We start from the raw sequence: 17,325 nt of genomic DNA on the forward strand, positions 1-17,325 counted from the left end.
CGACGTCGCCGACGAGTTCGACCTTCACGGAGGGCATCTCCTCGTGGACGACACGATGTGGGCGCTGTTCACCCAAGACCTCCGGAGCGCACTTCCGGAGGCAACCTTCGGTCTCGCCAGCGAAGTTCTCGAACCTCTCCGAATGCGAAAAGACGAAGCGGAAATCGAGGCGCTACGACGCGCTGGCGAGGTCGCAGACGAGGTCTGCGTCGAAATCCGCGAACTCGGCGAGGACGCAATCGGGATGACCGAGGGCGAACTGGCGCAGGAAATCGAGTCTCGATTGAACGATGCGGGCGGCGACGAACCCGCATTCGGCACTATCGTCGGTTCCGGGCCGAACGGGGCGAAACCGCATCACGGTCATGGCGACCGTCAAATCGGGTACGGCGACCCCGTCGTCCTCGATTTCGGCGCGTTCGTGGACGGCTATCCGGGCGACCAGACTAGAACCGTCGTCTTCGCGGGGACGCCGCCGGAGGAGTTCGACCGGGTTCATCGTGTCGTCCGCGAAGCACAGCAAGCGGGCGTTGAGGCCGCCGAACCCGGCGTCACTGCCGAATCCGTGGACGAGGCAACCCGCGAGGTTATCGAATCCTACGGCTACGGCGAGCAGTTCATTCACCGAACCGGCCACGGAGTCGGCTTGGACGTTCACGAAGGGCCGTACATCGTTTCGGGGAACGACCTGCAACTCCAATCCGGGATGGTGTTCAGCATCGAACCCGGCGTCTACATCCCCGGCGAGTTCGGCGTCCGAATCGAGGATTTGGTCGTCGTTACGGAGGACGGCTGTGAACGATTGAACGATTCTCCCCGGACGTGGCAAGCGCTGTAGGATAGCTCTCGATTTGTGTCGGTCGCTCCTCCAGTCTCATTTCAAAAAATTCGCGAGCCTGCTAGAATCCGCTAGCAGTCGTTCGTGTCTTCGTCGTCAGTCGCTTCGTCGTCCTCGGAATCCGAGTCTTCGGCCGTGTCGTCCGAGCCATCGTCGTCGGTACTTTCATCCGAATCGTCGATCGTTTCTTCGTCGCTGTTGTCGGACTCTTCGCTGTCGTCCGTGTCGTTGCTATCGTCTTTCGGGGTCGTCGCGGAGTCGTCGGAGTCGTCCGTCGAGTCGTCGGTGTTGTCGTCAGACCCGTCGTCTGCGCCATCGTCGGAACCGTCACCAGCATCGCCATCCGAACCGTCGTCCGCGTTGTCGTCGGAGTCGTCGCTGTCGTCCGAATCATCGGAATCGTCGGTGTCATCCGAGTCATCGGAGCCGTTCGATTCATCGTCGCCGGGTGCAGTTGCACCCTGTTCGCTGTCGTCACCACCACTCTGCGTCGCCGTCACGATGCCGCCATCGTCGCGTAGTTCGACGATGTCCGGTTCTCCGTTGTAGAGAACGGTGCCGTCGTATCCGGCATTGTAGTCCGCATCGATTGTCGTCTCACTACCCGTTCCGACCGTTATCGACTCTCCCGGGTCGATACTCGTTCCATACGGGAACGAAAATCGTTCGTAGTTATCGCCGAACGAAACCGTCATTCCTGAGAGGTCATACGACTGGTCACCCTCGTTTTCGATGACGACGTACTCTCCCTCATCGTTGACCTCGGAGATGCCGAGGTCAAGCTCGGCGTATTGTGCGCTTACGAGATGGAATCCGGTTGCAGACAGTAGCAACGCGAACACCACCGCGATCACTGCACCACGTCCTTTCGATTTCATGATTTACTCTGTTAGGTGTGAACGTGCCGGAAATTTCATTTCGATGCACTGTAATTATTCGTTGTCTCGCGGTAATTCCGGCTCGTTCGTATGATAATCATGTTGTCGATTATATTTATATAATATTGGCCGAATAACAAATTATTCAGATTTGGAATATGATAATTGTGTGGGGTATATACTACTGTAATGATTCTTTCCCGAAGTTGAATTTAGAGGATATATCCGAAATTACAGTGGTCTCCGAGGAGTAACGACCGGCCCTTCCGGGCCGATTCCGACCGTCGCCTCGACGCCGAACACGTCGGCCAACAGCTCTTCGGTCACCACTTCGCTCGGCGGTCCCCAGTCGTACGGTTCGCCGTCCCGCAGGGCGACGAGGTTGTTGGCGTAGCGGGCCGCCTGTGAAATGTCGTGGAGGACGATGCCGATTGTCAGGTCTTCTTCCTGCGCGAGGGTTCGGACGACTTCCAGCACGCGAAGTTGGTGGCGCAAGTCGAGGTAGGTGGTCGGTTCGTCCAGCAGGAGAACGTCCGTATCTTGGGCCAACACCATCGCAATCCACGCGAGTTGCCGCTGGCCGCCACTGAGACTGCCCATCTCCTCGTCTCGAAGGTGGGTGACTCCCGCGAGTTCGAGAGCCTTTTCTACAGCCTCGTGGTCTTCTTCCGTTTTCGACTCGAAAAATCCGCGATGCGGGTACCGCCCGTGATACGCGAGGTTTTCTACGGTCAGGTTTCCGGGCGACTCGTTCTCTTGAGAGAGCAAGCCGAGTTTTCGGGCCAGCGTTTTGGTTCCGAGTGAGTGTACGTCCTCGCCATCGAGCTGTACGACTCCCGATTCGGGGTGGAGTTCCCGCGACATCGCCTTGAGAAGCGTGCTTTTCCCGCTTCCATTCGGCCCGACAAGGGCCGTGATTTCGCCCGCCGGGACGACGATGGATTCACATTCGACGATGATACCCGAGTTGGGATAGCCGATTTCCAAATCGACTCCGCGAAGTTCGCTCGCGTTTTCGGGGTTCTGCTCTCCGCCAGCGTCCATTTCTTTCCGTTCTGCGACCATTCCACCGTCGGTCTGTCGCTCGTCGTCGGTTGTTCGTTCGCTCATGGTTCGATTTCCTCCATGTGTTTTCGGACGAGATTCCGCCCGCGCTCCGCTCGTTTCACTCGCTCCGTATCGTCCATCTCCAGTGAGGTGTATTCGCGCTTGAGCCGTTCTTTCATTCGCTTTTTGTCTTCGGGAGTCGCACTTTCGGGCGCGTGCTCGGCGATTAAATCGTCCAACCATTCCCAGTTCGTTCCGCTGTACCGTCCCTCCTCGACAGTCCAATCGTAGTAGTGCTCGGCGGCCTCATCCCAGAGTTCCTCGTCCTCTCGCCGAACGTCGCGGACGAGCGCCAGCGCAGTCCGCGCACCGTCGCCCGCGCTGACGATGGCTTGATGTTCCGCCTCGCCGAGCCATCCCGTGACGTACAGTCCGGAAACGGGTGTTTTCCCGTCGCGTTCGACGGACTCCAACTCCGTTTCGAAATCGGACAGATATTCGTCGTCGTAGACTGACGCGGCGACCAGTCGATTCGGTTCGATTTCTCGACCGTCCTGCGTCGTCACGCGAAACCCGTCGTCGGTTTTCTCGGCGGCGACCACCATCCCGTCCGTGATTTCTGCTCCCGCGAGTTCGGCCTGTTCTCGGCTCATCGCAAGGAACGTCTCCGGCGGAATTCCACCGGGGAAGCCGAGGTAGTTCTCCAGATGCACACACTGACGAATCGCGGCTGTTCCGCCGTCGAATACGAGCGTATCGAGTCCGTACCGGGCGAGAAACACCGCGGCGGAGAGGCCCGACGCACCGCCGCCGACAATGACGACATCCCGGTTCGAAGCCGTTCTTTCGCCCTCCGTCCGTTCTTTTTCCACCATCAGAGTTCACCCAGTTGTTGTCGCTTTCGCATGAGATAGAGGAAGTACGGCCCGCCGACCAGTCCGGTGACGATGCCTACCGGAACCTGAACCGGGTTGAGCGCGAGGCGCGCGCCCACGTCTGCACCGACGACCAGCGCAGGCCCCGCGAACAGACAGCCGATAACCAGTTTTCGGTAGTCGGTTCCGACGACGTTTCGGACGATGTGCGGGACGATGAGGCCGACGAAACTGACGATTCCGGCGACCGAAATGGCGGTGCTCGCGGCGAGAATCGCCAATGTGGAGAGCATGAATCGGACGCGTTCGACCGACATTCCGAGCGACCGGGCGGTTCGTTCGCCGAGCAGGAGGAGGTTCAACTGCCGCGACACGACGAGGGAAATCGGGACGATGAACAGCGTCGGAATCAGGGCGGTTCTAACTTGTTCCCATCCGGTTCCCGTGAGCGACCCGGTCGTCCACGCGAGGGCGGTCTGTACCACGCCGATGTCCTGCGCGAAAAAGAACAGGCCGCGCTGGAACGAGTAGAAAATCGTTCCGACGATGAACCCGGCCAGCACGAGGCGGACGGGACTCGTCCCACCTTTCCAGGCGATTGCGTACACGATCATGAAGGCGACGATGCCGCCCAGTGCGGCGAATATCGGCAGGAACATCGACAGGCCGCTGAAGACGATGAGCGTGAGCAGGACGGCGAAACCAGCGCCGTGGCTCACGCCGAGGATGTACGGACTGGCCAGTTCGTTGCGTGTGACAGCCTGAAAGATGGCTCCCGAGATGGCGAGATTGGCACCGACCAGAATCCCGACGAGGACGCGCGGGAGTCGAAGGCTCCAGACGACGGTGGTTTCACTGCTCAACTCCACAGGAATCTCGTTCCCGAGGAGCAGCGCCAGCAGCACGTCGGGATTTGTTATCACCTTCGGGTCGAACACCGCCCCCCACGCCTGTTCGAGCGACATGCTAAACGCCCCGAAACTCACCTGCACCAGTCCACCAATCACGACGATGGCAGTGCTGGCAATTGCGACTGCCGCCAGTGCCCCGTCGAACGTCTTCGTTACCTCGTTCTCAAAATTCTCGCTCATGTATCCTCTTTTTGTGACTCGGTCGAATCGAGTGCCGCCGGTCGCACTTTGTCGATTTCGAGTCCTCGTTCCTGACTTTAGGTCACCCTAAACGCCGATAAGAGCTTTGGTTTTCCGCACCGCACCCAAATCTGCTTTATTTTCCGTCTTCCGACGCGATACTCTACTCTGTTCAGATTTGTTCGTCTGAAATTATATCTGCCACTTCGCGCTCATCGGTCGGTTGACTTTCGGGGAGTGTTCTCGCTCTTCTCTGTTGTGTAAAATAAGGGTGATTTGTGATATGGGATTGAACGCGAGCGCGATGCCCACCGTGCTCGCGTCGTTCTGCGTGCGATACACTGACTACTGCTTGTTCGTCTTAACCGTTGACGATGTTGACGACCTTCTCGCGGTCGAACAGCTGTTCGGAAATGTCGTACACCTGCTTCGCCGCGCGCTCGGTGACGACGAGGTTCGTGATTGGCCCCTGATAGAGCGGGCCGCCACGGTACACGTCGCCGTTTTTGACCGCCGTGAGTTTGCTCGCCACGTTGTGGTCTTTCATGAACGAGACGACGGTGTTCTGGAACTCCTCTTTTGTCTTCGCTTCGTGACCACGGAAGAGGAGTACGTCGGGGTCGATTTCGAGCAAAGTTTCGTAATCGACCTCGCCGCGGTTTTTGTGGAAGTCACGAACCGACGTGTTTGAAAGTGCGTCTTTGACTTTCAGGCTCCGCCACTGCTTGAAACTCGTCCCCTCGCTGATGAGGTAGGGGAGGAACGCCGTCGGTTCGTTGCCCGACGCCCACATGGTTGCGACTTCGGGGCGGTCGGCTTTGTTCTTCGGAACGACCGAATCGACTTTCGATTGGAACTCTTCGTGGAGCGACGCAAACTGTTCGTATCGGTCAGTTCGCTGGAACACCTGTGCCAACTTCTCGAACGCTTCGTACAGCGTGTAGTACTTGTAATCGTTGTGGAAGTCGTAGCTACGCGAGAAGATGCTGTTCCCGAAGAAGGGTGCGACATCATTGCGAACATCGTCGATGTCACCCTGCTCCCAGTTGAATCGGTTCAACAGGAAGTTCGGGTCAATGATGTGAACGTCGCCGTCCAGTTCGTAGAACAACTCTTTGTTTACGCCGTCCGAAGAAAGGTTGACCATGTCGCTTTTGTCGACGGACACACCCGGAATTTCGTCGTAATACTGGGTGTGGTATCGGCTGGTCAGCCATACTGCTTTCGGCGGTTCAAGTCCGAGCGCGATGCCCATGTCGGCCCAACTGCCGTTGTTGGCGACCCACGTTTCCGGCACCGATTCGAACTCCACTTCGCCGACCGGTTCCATCGACACCGAGTACGGCCCTGACTGGGAAGTCGTGCCGCCACTGCCCGTCCCGTCGTCATCTTCACCGGTTCCGTCGGTACTCGTCTGTGTCTCGTCGCTATCGTCGCCGCCGCCGGTACATCCGGCAAGCAGTGCCGCGCCAGCGACACTGCTTCCCGTGATGAATCGACGTCGAGTGACGGTTTTCGACTCGTCTGCTACCATACTCATGTTTTAGGCTTACCTAAAGATACGTAAAACTTCCCATTTTTCGGCGGGCCTAAAATCTCCTCCCGGCGTGTCTTCGATAATTTTTCGTGTCGCTTGTTGAACTTGACGGCCGAGTTTCAAATACTTGCCCATCGTACCGCGTATCGAGAATGGGGGAGACGACACGATGGGAAACAAAAACGACGGAGAGCGACGACCAGCGACGCGCTCGACGTTCGACAGACGATTTAGAACCATGGGCAGACGACGCTTCGTTTCGACGCTTCTCGGGGCCGGATTCGGTTCGATGGCGGCACTACTCACACCGGACGATATAGAATCTGCAGGGCGCAACGAAGTTCCACTCGTGTACGCGCGCGGGAGCGGCTCCGAACCGCGAACGACGACGGTTTCCGCGGACTGGTTCGAAAACCTCCGCTCGGCTTTCGACGCACACCGCCGACTCGACGTTGCCTCGCTGCCGAGTGTGGTCGGAAGTGCCGTCGTTCCGGGGGAGTTCGGCGGCCGAAACGCCGCGCTCTCGGTTGACGTGACCGGAAGCGAAGCAGGCGGCGCAGTTCCGGAACGCGTCGGCGACGTAGCAGTCGAACTGAACCGCGTCGAATCGAGGAAGACGGACGCGAATCGGAACCGCAGTTCCGATTCGCTCGGGGGAAAACTGGTTCCCGGCGGTATCAAATGCGGCAACCGGAACTCTGCCGGAACGCTCGCACCCGCGATGTACGACGGAACGTCCCCGTTTTTCGCCACCTCAAACCACGTCTTCGGCGGCGATGCGGAACAGCATCGGGGCGAATCGTTCTTCGTCTTCGGCGACGACACCCCGCGGAAAATCGGTGAAGTTCGCAGAGGCTACCAACTCGACGATTTCGTCCGCATCGACCCCGTAAACGGGTTTCACCCGGCGAGCGAGATTCACGGCGTCTCACCGGCCACCGTCGTCGGGCAGTTCACCCGCGAGGGACTCGCCGAACTCAAAGCGCGCGGCGAAAAACTGGAGAAAGTCGCGTATCGGTCGGGCCACTCTACCGGGGCCCTCCACGCCATCGACGGACTGACCTGCGCCTACGGAAAGGTGTGCAAGCGTGGCCAACTGAAATGGGGGTCGCAGTCGGATTTCACCGACGGCGACAGCGGCAGCGTCAACTACCATCCCGACCCGGAAAACCCCGATACTGGCGTTCTGGTCGGCGGGTTCAACAACGCTCGGACGTGGTGGCCCGGCGAGGATTACATCTGGGGAACGTCGGCTTACCACATCACGGCCAACTACGGCTTTACGTTCTCGCCACTGACCGCTGGCTCTCGGTGAACTCCACTTCGACTATCGTTTTTCCGTCGAGTCGTCCGGAGACTGCGTTTGCAAGTCGCTCCGACAACTGCGGATACGGTTCGTTCGTCGGACGACGCACGACGACGGTAATCTGTTGACTGTCGTCGAGGGTTCCCATGTCGTCGAACTCGACCTGTATCTTCACGAGTTCGAGCTGTTGGTACCGCTCTTGTTCGAGTACCGACTGAACCTCTTCGTTGACGGCGTTTTCCGTCTGCATCTGCTTGCTCATCACCAGCCCCGACCCGGAAAACGCGGTGAGCAGGACGGCAACAGCGACGAGGGTCGGAGCCGCCTTTCGGAGCGTCGTTCCTTCGACCGGTCGATAGCCGAGTATCCACAATACGCCACCGCCTGCAGCGTTGATGGAGACGGCGTTCACGACCAACAGGACGAACGCGCCGAGTGCGATGACCGGCGGCCCCCACGCGAGTCCGATTCCGACCGCCGCCGCCGCGGGGATGAGCGCCGCGGCAATCATGACGCCGACGAGCGAAACCGGGAGGGCGGTTGCAAGCCCTAACGCCCCTGCCGCTCCTGCACACAGACCGACCGCCACCGAGAGAAAGCCGGGTGAAATGCGTTGGCTTATCTGATTCACCGTCACCACGTTGAGCGACGGGGGGATGAACTGTGCCGTCTTCAGTGCCCAGCCAAAAATCGTCGCACTGACGATGGCGACGACTAACCCGAGAATTTGGGAACGTAACCCGTCGATAATCATGTGTCGGTCGTTCAGTACGAGGCCGACGCTCGCCGTCATCGCCGACCCGACTTGCGGGGCGATAACCATCGACCCGACGACGATTGCCGGCGAATCGAGCAGGAGTCCGGCGGTTGCGACGATTGCCGACAGCACGGTCATCGCGTAGTAGGTCACCGGACTCGGATTCATCCCGAGCGCTTTCGTGCGGATTTCCTCGGTGGCGATGCTGTCGTCCTCGTCGCCACCCTTGACGAACTTGTCCTCCAGTTCCTGAATGTTCGGCGTCCGTGCCGTTTCCACGCTCCCGATGACGGTGTAATCGTCGGATAGACCGGCCTCCCGAAGGTCAGAGAGCACCCTATCCACGGCCTGTGCCGGGAGTGGAAACTGAACGATTGCCGAGTTGTCGCCGTTGCTCTCCTCGCGCGTGAGGACGTAATCAATACGCTCGTCGTCTAAGACGGAGAGAACGGCGTCCCGGCAGTCGTCCGGAACGAGGACCTGGATGAGACGCATGGCGAAACAACCGAGCGGATGATAAAAACCTCACCGGTCGAAGAATGTTCCAAGCAGTTTCAACTGCGCACGTCGCAGATGTTGGTGAAACGTCGGCGGTGACACGCCGAGTGACGCCGCTACGTCTTCGCCCGTGCTGTTTCGCGGCCATTCGAAAAACCCGGCGAGATAGGCCGTCTCCAACGCCGTCCACTGGCGGTCGGTCAGCGATTCTCCCAACGTTGTCCGAAACTCCGTCACGGTCGGTTCGGGCGTGTCCCGTTCGCGCTGTGCGACGACGTGTACGTCGGGATACATGCCTTGAATCGCCTCGACCATCCCCCGAACGTTCGCGGTCGTCGGGAGTTCGATAAGCGCTCGTGCGCCATTCTCGTCAGCTTCCGCGCTCGCAATCGTTGCACCCCTGTCCGCGAGTGCCGTGACGAACGGCGCTTTTTCGTACCGTAATTCGAGGACGCACTCTGTCTCGGCTTCGTGGAGGATACGACTATCAGTTATCCTGTCGAATTCGGATACCCAGTCGATAACGTCCGAAGATTCTGCGTCCGACACGGTTACGAAGCAGAGGAGCGCCCCGTCCGACGCGAGCGTGTTTCCGAGCAAGTCGAGTTCACATCCCAACTCCTGCGGTAGCTGGACGAAGACGTTGTTCGCATCCGTCGATTCGATTTCCACCTCGACCACGCAGTCGGAAACGAGCGCCTTCCGACTCTCGATTCCAGCAATCGCAAGGCCGATCGTTTCGCCGAGTTCGGCGAGTACCGACTGCTCGCGCTCGTCGAACGCACCGGTTTGATTCGCATGAACGACGAGAACGCCGTAACACGTTTCGTCGTATCGAATCGGGATGGCAGCGAGCGAGCGAAATCCCCTGTCGAGCGACTCCTCGCGCCATGGTTCGAACGCCGGGTCGGTGGCGATGTCCGAGACGACGACGGCGCTCTCCGTTTCCAACGCTTCCGTCGCTGGCCCTCGGAACTCGTCGTCCGGCCTGATGGCCGATTCGAGATACGCTTTGCCGTCCTCGTCCCCGGCGTGTGCAACCGGTTTGACGCTTTTCGCGTTGGCGTCGTACTCGCCGACCCACGTGAACTGATACGGCTCCACCGTCACTAACCGCTCTGCGACCGTCGATTCTATCTCCTCTCGACTCGTCGCCTGCACCAGCGTTCGGTCAACGTCGCGGATGACTGCGTTGATGCGGTTGAGTTCCTCTAACTCTTCGCGGTGCTTCGAAAGCGTCTCTTCGCGCTCGGCTCGGTCGAGTGTCGATTGCACGTTGGCCGCCAGAATCTCCGCGAAATCGTGGACGCGTTCGTCGAGTTCGGTTTCGAGCACCGAACCGACCACGAACACGCCGTGGTCGGCCAGCGGCAGGATGAGTTCCGTTTCGACCGGCGTTTCCGGATTGTACGCCCGCTGTTCGTCTTCTACATCCTCGAAAACGATGGCTTCGCCGGATTCGAACACCGACCACGCAAGCGCTGTTTCATCCTCGGATTTGGGTATCTCGCTTAGTATCTCCTCTGCTTTTCCCGTCACTGCGGCGGGTCGAAGGATGCACTCTTCGGTGTCCACGAGATAGATACCACAGAGCGACAGATCGAGTATCTCGCTCGCCGCCGACACCGCTATCTCGCAGATTTCGTCTTTCGTTTCCGCCCGCATCAGGTCGCGTGTCGCGGAGCGAAGCCTATCGAGGCTTCGCTCGCGTGCGTTTCGCTCCGACACGTCCTTGAAAATCGCGTGGAGAACCTGCTGGTCGCCGAGTTCCGTCACGTTCGAACTGACTTCCACCGGAATTTCAGTTCCGGAGGGGCGGGCGATGTTGATGCCAGTCGCATCCTTCGTGACGCCGCCGCGTTCTGCGTGCTGGTCGAAGATATGTCGATAGAACGCGCGACGCTCGACGGGATGAATTTCCGACTGGTGCATTCCGATTAGTTCGTTTTGTGGCCGTCCGAGCAGAGTTTCGGCGGCCGGATTCGCTTCGATGATGGAACCCGTTTCCGTATCGGCGACGAGAATCGCCTCCGGACTCGTCTCTATCACTTTTCGATACCGTTCGCGTGACTGTTCGAGTTCCGCTTCGACCCGTTTGCGCTTCGAGATGTCGCGGATAACGCCGGTAATCGTTCGCTCGCCGTCGTACCGTCCCTCGCGGAACGACAGTGCAATCGGGATTTCGGCTCCGTTTCTGTGCTGGGCGGTCGTCTCGACGTATCCCCAATCGGTTCGCTGTTCGCCGGTCTCAACGTATCGAGCGAGCGATTCCCGATGAGTCGGTTGCAGTCGTTCCGGTATTAGCTCCGTCAACGGCGACCCGACGAGGTCGTCCGACTCGTAGCCGAAAATCCGTTCGACGCCGTCGTTGGTACATTTGATACTCCCGTCTTCGCCTATCGTGATAATAGCGTCCGGTATTCTGGAAAGCAGCGCCTCTGTGCGTGACTGCCTGTTTTGTGTCCGATACTGGTCGATTGCGCGCTCGATTCGATGTGTTAGCAGTTCCGGGCTGTCGGGTCGAACGCAGTCGGTCGCACCCGCCGAAAGAACGTCAGAGATGACGGTTTCGTCGGCAGTTAGAACGAGAACTGGGAGGTTCGAATCGCGCTCACGAATCGTTTCGAGAGACGACAGCGCATCGTGGTCGGGCAGTGCGTGTTCACAGAGGATACAGTCGGCCGTTTCGAGATTCTCGATAATTTCACGTTTCCCTCTCACTCGCTCGACATGCCCTGACTTCCCTATTTCGACGTGGCTATCACCAACATGAAGGATTCTCGTCTCTGGTTTAGATTCTATCTTAGAGGGCATAATATTAGTACAGCATAGACTGTCTTTATCTTTCGGTCGAACGGGAATCGTTAATACCGGTGCGTGTCAGCCGACAGGTATGAGGCTGGAGGACTACTGGGGCGTGGGACCGAAGACGAGCGACCTGCTCGAAACCAAACTCGGCGTCGAACGGGCGATTCAGGCCATCGAATCGAACACCGTCCGCGTCCTCTCGAACGCAGGCTTGTCGAGAGGTCGGGCGACTCAGATTCTTCGGCAGGCTAACGGCGGCGAGGGAATGGCGGTACTGGCGACGCGGGACACCCGCTCCGTCTACAAATCGCTTCTCGACCTCGCCAGCGACTACGCCGTGACGCCCGACGCTGGCGACCGGATTCGCGTCATGACGCCGGTTCGCTCCTCCGAAGAAGCGTCTGACCGACTCGATTCGGTGATGGACGCCGTCACGTCGTGGAACGTCCTGTCGGACGCCGAGCGCGAATCGGTACTCGCCGCGTTCGAAGAATACGACGGAAGCGAACGAACCGCCGTCGAGACGGCCCTCTCCCTGCAAGCGACCGACACGACCGAGGGCGCGTTCTCTCCCGTCGCGGCAATTGACCGGTCGGCCCTCGACGCCGCGGTCGGTGCCCTCGGCAAACTTGACGATGGCCAAGTCGCCGAAGGTGCGGACGACGAACTCGACCGCCGCCGCGACCAACTGACGGCAGTCGAACGCCTCGAAAGTGATGCGTTAGACGTTCTCGAAGCGGTACAATCCGAAAATGTGCGAAACCCCGACGAGTTCCGCGAGAGCTACGTCGAGTACGTCGCCCGCGAAACCGACATCGAGCCACAGCGCATCCGCGATGCGACCGTCGGGGAGGCCACCGACGCCACGGATTTCGTCGGCGGGTCGCTCCGCGAAATCGTTTCTGAACAGCGAGAGACGGTCGAGGAGCGCGAATCGACAGTCGCAGCGGAACTCGAAACGAAAATCGAGGACGCAAGAGACGCCATCGACGCCGCCGTTTCCGCTGTCAACGACCTCGCTGTCTCGCTCTCGTTGGCTCGATTCGCCGACGAATTTTCGCTCACGCGCCCCGAATTCGTGGACGAGGGGTTCGCCGTCGAAGACGCACGAAATCTGTTTCTCGCAACCGGAAACGGGGACGGGGACGTACAGCCAATCACCTACGGAACGGCGAGCACGGCGTCGCCGGGCCGCCGAAAGGTGATCGAGTTGCCGTCCTGACTGGGGCGAACAGCGGAGGGAAAACCACCCTCCTCGAAACGCTCTGTCAGGTCGCCCTGCTGGCCCAGATGGGATTTCCGGTTCCAGCAGATCGCGCCCAAATCTCGATTTCGGACACCATCGTCTTCCACCGCAGACACGCCAGTTTCAACGCCGGGGTGCTAGAATCCACGCTTCGCAACATCGTCCCACCGCTCACGGACGACGGGCGCACCCTCATGCTCGTGGACGAGTTCGAGGCGATTACGGAACCCGGAAGCGCGGCTAACCTCCTGCACGGCCTCGTCGGCCTGTCGGTAGACCGCGGCGCGCTCGGCGTCTTCGTCACCCACCTCGCGGAGGATTTGAACCCGCTTCCCGACCAAGCCCGAAAGGACGGCATCTTCGCGGAAGGATTGGACGACGACTTAGAACTGCTCGTGGACTACCAGCCCAGATTCGATACCGTCGGCAAATCGACCCCCGAGTTCATCGTTTCGCGTCTCATCGCCTCCGCCAACGACCGCGGCGAACGCGCCGGATACGACGTTCTCGGGCGGGCGGTGGGCGAGGCGGCGGTTCAGCAGACGCTGAGTTCGTGGGCGGAAGAGCAGGAGAAGTAATCGAAAATCAGTTGTCGAACTACTCTCGTTCTCGAAGTCGCTCGCGCTCGTCCGCACGAAACCGATCTTCTACGTCCTCTATCGTCTCGGTTTCCATGAGCCGTTCCAGTTTCCGCTCGAACTGGTCGTCCGTGAGTTCGCCGCTCGCGTATCGGTTCCTGAGGGTTTCGAGGGCGTCCTTGTTCGATTCGGTCGGCTCGTCCGGCCTTTCAGCTTCGTTCGATTTTGCCTCTCCGAGGCCGCCGAATCCGTTCCACCAGTCGGGTTCGTTCCACGACTCGTTCCACCAATCATCGACTTGGTCTTCTTGGTCGAACAGCATGGAGACGATTGGAACGACGACCATGTAGCCGAGGAGCAGGGCATAGAGCCACCAGCCTTGCCCGCTAAGGAGGGCCACGAGCCAGATTCCCGTGACTACCATCGACGTGATTCCCGTCGCGTTTTCGTAGAGTCGTTCACGGGGTGTGTCGCCCATAGGTGTGGGTTTTCGCTACTGGCTATAAAATATCACCTTTGCTATGTTGTCGAGCCCTTCACAACCACAGAGATGGCAGGCCGTTGGCCTGCCCGCCACTATCTCGCCACAAACCTTTACGCCGAAACCCGACGAATCCAAACCCAACGTGCCCGAACTCGAAGACCCTCTCGAAATCGCGGGCGTCGAACTGCCGAACCGCCTCTATCGCGCCCCGCTCCTCGAATGCGCCGGAAACGGCCCGGACGCAGTGGACACCCTGATTCGGGAACTCGAACCCGCGGCGGAGTCGGGTGTCGGCCTCATCTGTCAGGGTGCAACCATCGTTCGCGGGGAGGGCGGCTGTGCCGCACCGGGAATGACGCGGGTTCACGACCCGAAATTCGTTGCGAAACTGGAGCGGCTGACCGACGCTATTCACGACCACGACAGCCGGATTTTTCTCCAGTTGGAACACGGCGGCCTGCGAAGCATGGAGACGTGGCACGCGGGCTTTCGCGCCGAAAATCCCGACCTCCAGCAACTCGCGGTTTCGTGCCCCCCCGCCATCCTGCGGGCGCTTGACCGCGTCGGATTTCTTTCCTACGACGCGCACGTCCTTAGCACCGAAGAGGTGTACAACCTCGCAAAAGATTTCGGTGAAAGCGCGAAGTACGCCATCGACGCGGGCTACGACGGAATCCACATCGCTGGAGCCAACATGGGCATCGTCCAGCAGTTTCTCTCGCCGTTTTACAACCGCAGAACCGACGAATTCGGCGGGTCGCTGGCCGAACGAACGCGATTTCTCGAACTCGTCCACGACGAGATTCGAGAGCGAGTCGGCCCGGCGGTTCCGATTATGACGAAGGTGCCCGCCGAGACGACCGTGCCGCCATTCGTCCGAACGCATCTCTCGCTCGCGGATGGGGTTCGAATCTGCGACCGACTCGCCGATGTCGGATTCGACGCGCTCGTTCCCGTGCAGGCCTCCGTGTTCTGGGACGCGAGCATCGTCCGCGGCGCGTTTCCGGCCCGCGCGTGGCGCGACGAGCGATTCCGCGAGGGCTACGCCGACGCGTTCGGAAGCAAGTGGCGGGCGAGCATGGTTGCCCTGCTGAACTGGCTTCAGTCGAAAAAGTACGATTTCGACCCGGCGTGGAACCGCCCGTTCACCCGTCGGGTGACGGAGCGCGTTTCGGCTCCGGTTCTCGCGGAGGGTGGTATTCGAACCCGGGACGGAATCGATAGGTTGCTCGCAGGAGGTGACTGCGATGCTGTCGGAATGGGCCGTCCGTTTTACGCCGAACCGCGGCTTCCGGCCCGAATTCTCGGGGAGGGGGTTCGGGGAAGTGAGCAGACCGCCGTCGTCTGTGAAAACTGCAACAACTGCACCGTCCCGCAGGCGACTGGTGCCCACGGGGTCTGTCGAACGACGAGCGTTCTCGAAAAACGCGGCGAACTGCGGAAGGCGGGGGTCTACGACGTGGACGAGTCGGGCAATCGCCCGAATCGTCCGAATCGGTAACCCGAGTCGTAACGGGTATTCCGCGGGAGAACCAACCGTGGAGCAGTGACCGACGAGGATTACGGGATTTCGGACGTGTACGACGCCGTTGAGGACATCGGTCGTCCGGTGCTCACCGCCGACGAAGTCGCTCGGGTACTCGACTGCTCGCACGAGGAGGCAAACCGCGTGCTGGAACGATTGGCTGACGAGCGCGAGGTGTCCCGCCTCGACGTGGAACGCGACCCTGTCGTCTGGTTCCCGACCGAATGGGAGCGACTGGCCGACCGGGAGCGAATCGTCGTGTTTCCGAATCGCCGGGAGATCGTCGCCGACCAACCGCGGCAGTTCACCCGGGCGCAACTCTCGCAGTTCGCGCATTTGACGGAGACGACCCGGGAGGGCGGTTACAGCTATCGAATTCGACAAGAAGACATCTGGTCTGCCCCCTACGACTCGCTCGACAACCTACTGCGAACCGTCCGGCAGGTGCTTCCCGAGCAGTCGCCCGACATCGAGCAGTTCGTCGAACAGCAGTGGAAACGCGCGAAACAGTTCCGACTCTACACGCACGAAGACGACTACGTGGTTCTCGAAGCCGCGAGCGACGACCTGATGGGCAACGTCGCACGGCAGAAATTGGACGACAGCCACCTGCGCGCGCCGGTTTCCGACAACGAGAGTTGGGTCGCCGAGGAGAAAGTCGCCGAAGTCAAACGAATCCTGTACGAGGCGGGCTACCCGGTGCAGGACGAACGCGATTTGGAAACCGGCGACGAACTGGCCATCGACTGTTCGCTCTCCCTGCGTGACTATCAGCGCGAATGGGTGGCGGAGTTCATCGACCTGAAATCCGGCGTCCTCGTCGGCCCGCCGGGAAGCGGGAAGACGGTTGCCGCGATGGGCGTTCTGGAAGCCGTTTCGGGGGAAACACTGATTCTGGTTCCGAGCAGGGAACTCGCCGGACAGTGGCGCGACGAACTGCTGGCCCACACGACTCTCTCACCGGAACAAGTCGGCGAGTACCACGGCGGCGAGAAGAACGTTCGCCCCGTGACGATTGCGACCTACCAAACTGCCGGAATGGACAGGCATCGGCAACTGTTCGACCAGCGACGTTGGGGGCTCATCGTCTATGATGAGTGTCAGCATATTCCAAGTAAGGTTTTCCGCCGGAGCGCGAACCTCCAGAGCAAACATCGATTGGGACTGTCAGCCACACCCGTCCGGGAAGATGACAAAGAAAAAGATATTTTCACGCTCATCGGGCCGCCAATCGGCACCGACTGGGACGCGTTGTTCGAGGCGGGATTCGTCGCCGAACCGGAGGTGGAAATCCGGTACGTCGGTTGGGACGACGAAACGTATCACGGCGAGTACGCCAACGCGAGCCAGCGCGGCAAACGCCAGATTGCCGCGTCGAATCCCGCGAAGATGGACGAAATCCGGTTCCTGCTGGAAGAACACCCTACTTCGAAAGCATTGGTGTTCGTGGAGTATCTGGAACAGGGTGAGGAGATTTCAGAGGCTATGGACGTTCCGTTCATCAGTGGCCAGATGCCGCATCCCGAACGCGAGCGCCATCTGCAAGCGTTCCGTGACGGGCGTCTCGACACTCTCGTCATCTCGCGCGTCGGCGACGAAGGAATCGACCTGCCGGATGCCGAACTCGCAATCGTCGCGTCGGGACTCGGCGGGTCGCGGCGGCAGGGTGCCCAACGCGCCGGGCGAACAATGCGCCCCGCCGGACGCGCCCGGATGTACGTGCTGGCGACTCGCGGAACGCGCGAAGAGGAGTTCGCGCGCCAGCAGTTGCGCCATCTCGCGTCGAAGGGAATCCGGATTCAGGAGTCGGTTGCAGAGGAGACGATTTTGGAGGAAAAAGCAGTCGCGGAAGAGTAA

At 60.0% G+C, this 17,325-nt stretch carries 12 protein-coding genes and 1 pseudogene; 5 read left to right on the forward strand and 8 right to left on the reverse strand.

What is annotated here, in order from left to right:
* Positions 1-838: M24 family metallopeptidase (locus HL45_RS15895; RefSeq protein WP_049972184.1), on the forward strand; the 838-nt coding region annotated here is incomplete at its 5' end.
* Positions 839-909: 71 nt separating this feature from the next.
* On the opposite strand, the gene HL45_RS15900 is transcribed toward HL45_RS15895, so the two are convergent.
* The 5 genes from HL45_RS15900 to HL45_RS15920 form a co-directional block, all read right to left on the reverse strand.
* Positions 910-1,716 carry a lamin tail domain-containing protein gene (locus HL45_RS15900; RefSeq protein ID WP_049972185.1) on the reverse strand — a complete coding sequence of 269 codons (807 nt, stop codon included), beginning with the start codon at positions 1,714-1,716 and terminating at the stop codon, positions 910-912.
* Between the two features lie 231 nt (positions 1,717-1,947).
* Complete coding sequence (locus tag HL45_RS15905) at positions 1,948-2,826, reverse strand: ABC transporter ATP-binding protein (RefSeq protein ID WP_084157055.1); 879 nt, start codon at positions 2,824-2,826, stop codon at positions 1,948-1,950.
* On the reverse strand, positions 2,823-3,638 hold the full coding sequence (locus tag HL45_RS15910) for an NAD(P)/FAD-dependent oxidoreductase (protein ID WP_049972186.1): 816 nt from the start codon (positions 3,636-3,638) through the stop codon (positions 2,823-2,825). The genes HL45_RS15905 and HL45_RS15910 overlap by 4 nt, the downstream gene beginning before the upstream one ends.
* The gene (locus tag HL45_RS15915) at positions 3,638-4,729 is read right to left on the reverse strand and encodes a FecCD family ABC transporter permease (RefSeq protein WP_049972187.1); all 1,092 of its coding nucleotides are present in this window, start codon (positions 4,727-4,729) and stop codon (positions 3,638-3,640) included. Before HL45_RS15915 ends, HL45_RS15910 begins: the two co-directional genes overlap by 1 nt.
* A gap of 361 nt (positions 4,730-5,090) precedes the next feature.
* Positions 5,091-6,263 carry an ABC transporter substrate-binding protein gene (locus tag HL45_RS15920; RefSeq protein WP_049972464.1) on the reverse strand — a complete coding sequence of 391 codons (1,173 nt, stop codon included), beginning with the start codon at positions 6,261-6,263 and terminating at the stop codon, positions 5,091-5,093.
* Positions 6,264-6,435: 172 nt separating this feature from the next.
* Between HL45_RS15920 and HL45_RS15925 the strand changes: the two genes are divergently transcribed.
* The gene (locus tag HL45_RS15925) at positions 6,436-7,581 is read left to right on the forward strand and encodes a hypothetical protein (protein ID WP_049972465.1); all 1,146 of its coding nucleotides are present in this window, start codon (positions 6,436-6,438) and stop codon (positions 7,579-7,581) included.
* On the opposite strand, the gene HL45_RS15930 is transcribed toward HL45_RS15925, so the two are convergent.
* Positions 7,547-8,824: a TIGR00341 family protein gene (locus HL45_RS15930; protein WP_049972188.1), complete on the reverse strand. Its 1,278-nt coding sequence runs from the start codon at positions 8,822-8,824 to the stop codon at positions 7,547-7,549. The genes HL45_RS15925 and HL45_RS15930 overlap by 35 nt on opposite strands.
* A gap of 30 nt (positions 8,825-8,854) precedes the next feature.
* A complete protein-coding gene (locus HL45_RS15935) occupies positions 8,855-11,548 on the reverse strand; it encodes a PAS domain S-box protein (RefSeq protein WP_233274815.1) in 2,694 nt (897 codons plus the stop codon).
* A 172-nt stretch (positions 11,549-11,720) separates the two neighbouring features.
* Between HL45_RS15935 and HL45_RS15940 the strand changes: the two are divergent.
* Positions 11,721-13,459: pseudogene (locus HL45_RS15940) on the forward strand (MutS-related protein).
* Positions 13,460-13,478: 19 nt separating this feature from the next.
* Here HL45_RS15940 and HL45_RS15945 read toward each other — a convergent pair.
* Positions 13,479-13,937 (reverse strand): SHOCT domain-containing protein, encoded by a 459-nt coding sequence (locus HL45_RS15945; protein WP_049972190.1) that lies wholly within the window; start codon positions 13,935-13,937, stop codon positions 13,479-13,481.
* A gap of 148 nt (positions 13,938-14,085) precedes the next feature.
* Between HL45_RS15945 and HL45_RS15950 the strand changes: the two genes are divergently transcribed.
* A complete protein-coding gene (locus HL45_RS15950; protein ID WP_049972466.1) occupies positions 14,086-15,444 on the forward strand; it encodes an oxidoreductase in 1,359 nt (452 codons plus the stop codon).
* 45 nt (positions 15,445-15,489) lie between these two features.
* Positions 15,490-17,325 carry a DEAD/DEAH box helicase gene (locus tag HL45_RS15955; protein ID WP_049972191.1) on the forward strand — a complete coding sequence of 612 codons (1,836 nt, stop codon included), beginning with the start codon at positions 15,490-15,492 and terminating at the stop codon, positions 17,323-17,325.

Source organism: Haladaptatus cibarius D43 (genome assembly GCF_000710615.1).
GTDB classification, from domain to species: domain Archaea; phylum Halobacteriota; class Halobacteria; order Halobacteriales; family Haladaptataceae; genus Haladaptatus; species Haladaptatus cibarius.

Coding starts and splice junctions, on each gene's coding strand:
- HL45_RS15920 (WP_049972464.1), bottom strand. CDS start 6,263: ATGGTAGCAGACGAGTCGAAAACCGTCACTCGACGTCGATTCATCACG.
- HL45_RS15925 (WP_049972465.1), top strand. CDS start 6,436: ATGGGAAACAAAAACGACGGAGAGCGACGACCAGCGACGCGCTCGACG.
- HL45_RS15900 (WP_049972185.1), bottom strand. CDS start 1,716: ATGAAATCGAAAGGACGTGGTGCAGTGATCGCGGTGGTGTTCGCGTTG.
- HL45_RS15910 (WP_049972186.1), bottom strand. CDS start 3,638: ATGGTGGAAAAAGAACGGACGGAGGGCGAAAGAACGGCTTCGAACCGG.
- HL45_RS15905 (WP_084157055.1), bottom strand. CDS start 2,826: ATGAGCGAACGAACAACCGACGACGAGCGACAGACCGACGGTGGAATG.
- HL45_RS15915 (WP_049972187.1), bottom strand. CDS start 4,729: ATGAGCGAGAATTTTGAGAACGAGGTAACGAAGACGTTCGACGGGGCA.
- HL45_RS15945 (WP_049972190.1), bottom strand. CDS start 13,937: ATGGGCGACACACCCCGTGAACGACTCTACGAAAACGCGACGGGAATC.
- HL45_RS15930 (WP_049972188.1), bottom strand. CDS start 8,824: ATGCGTCTCATCCAGGTCCTCGTTCCGGACGACTGCCGGGACGCCGTT.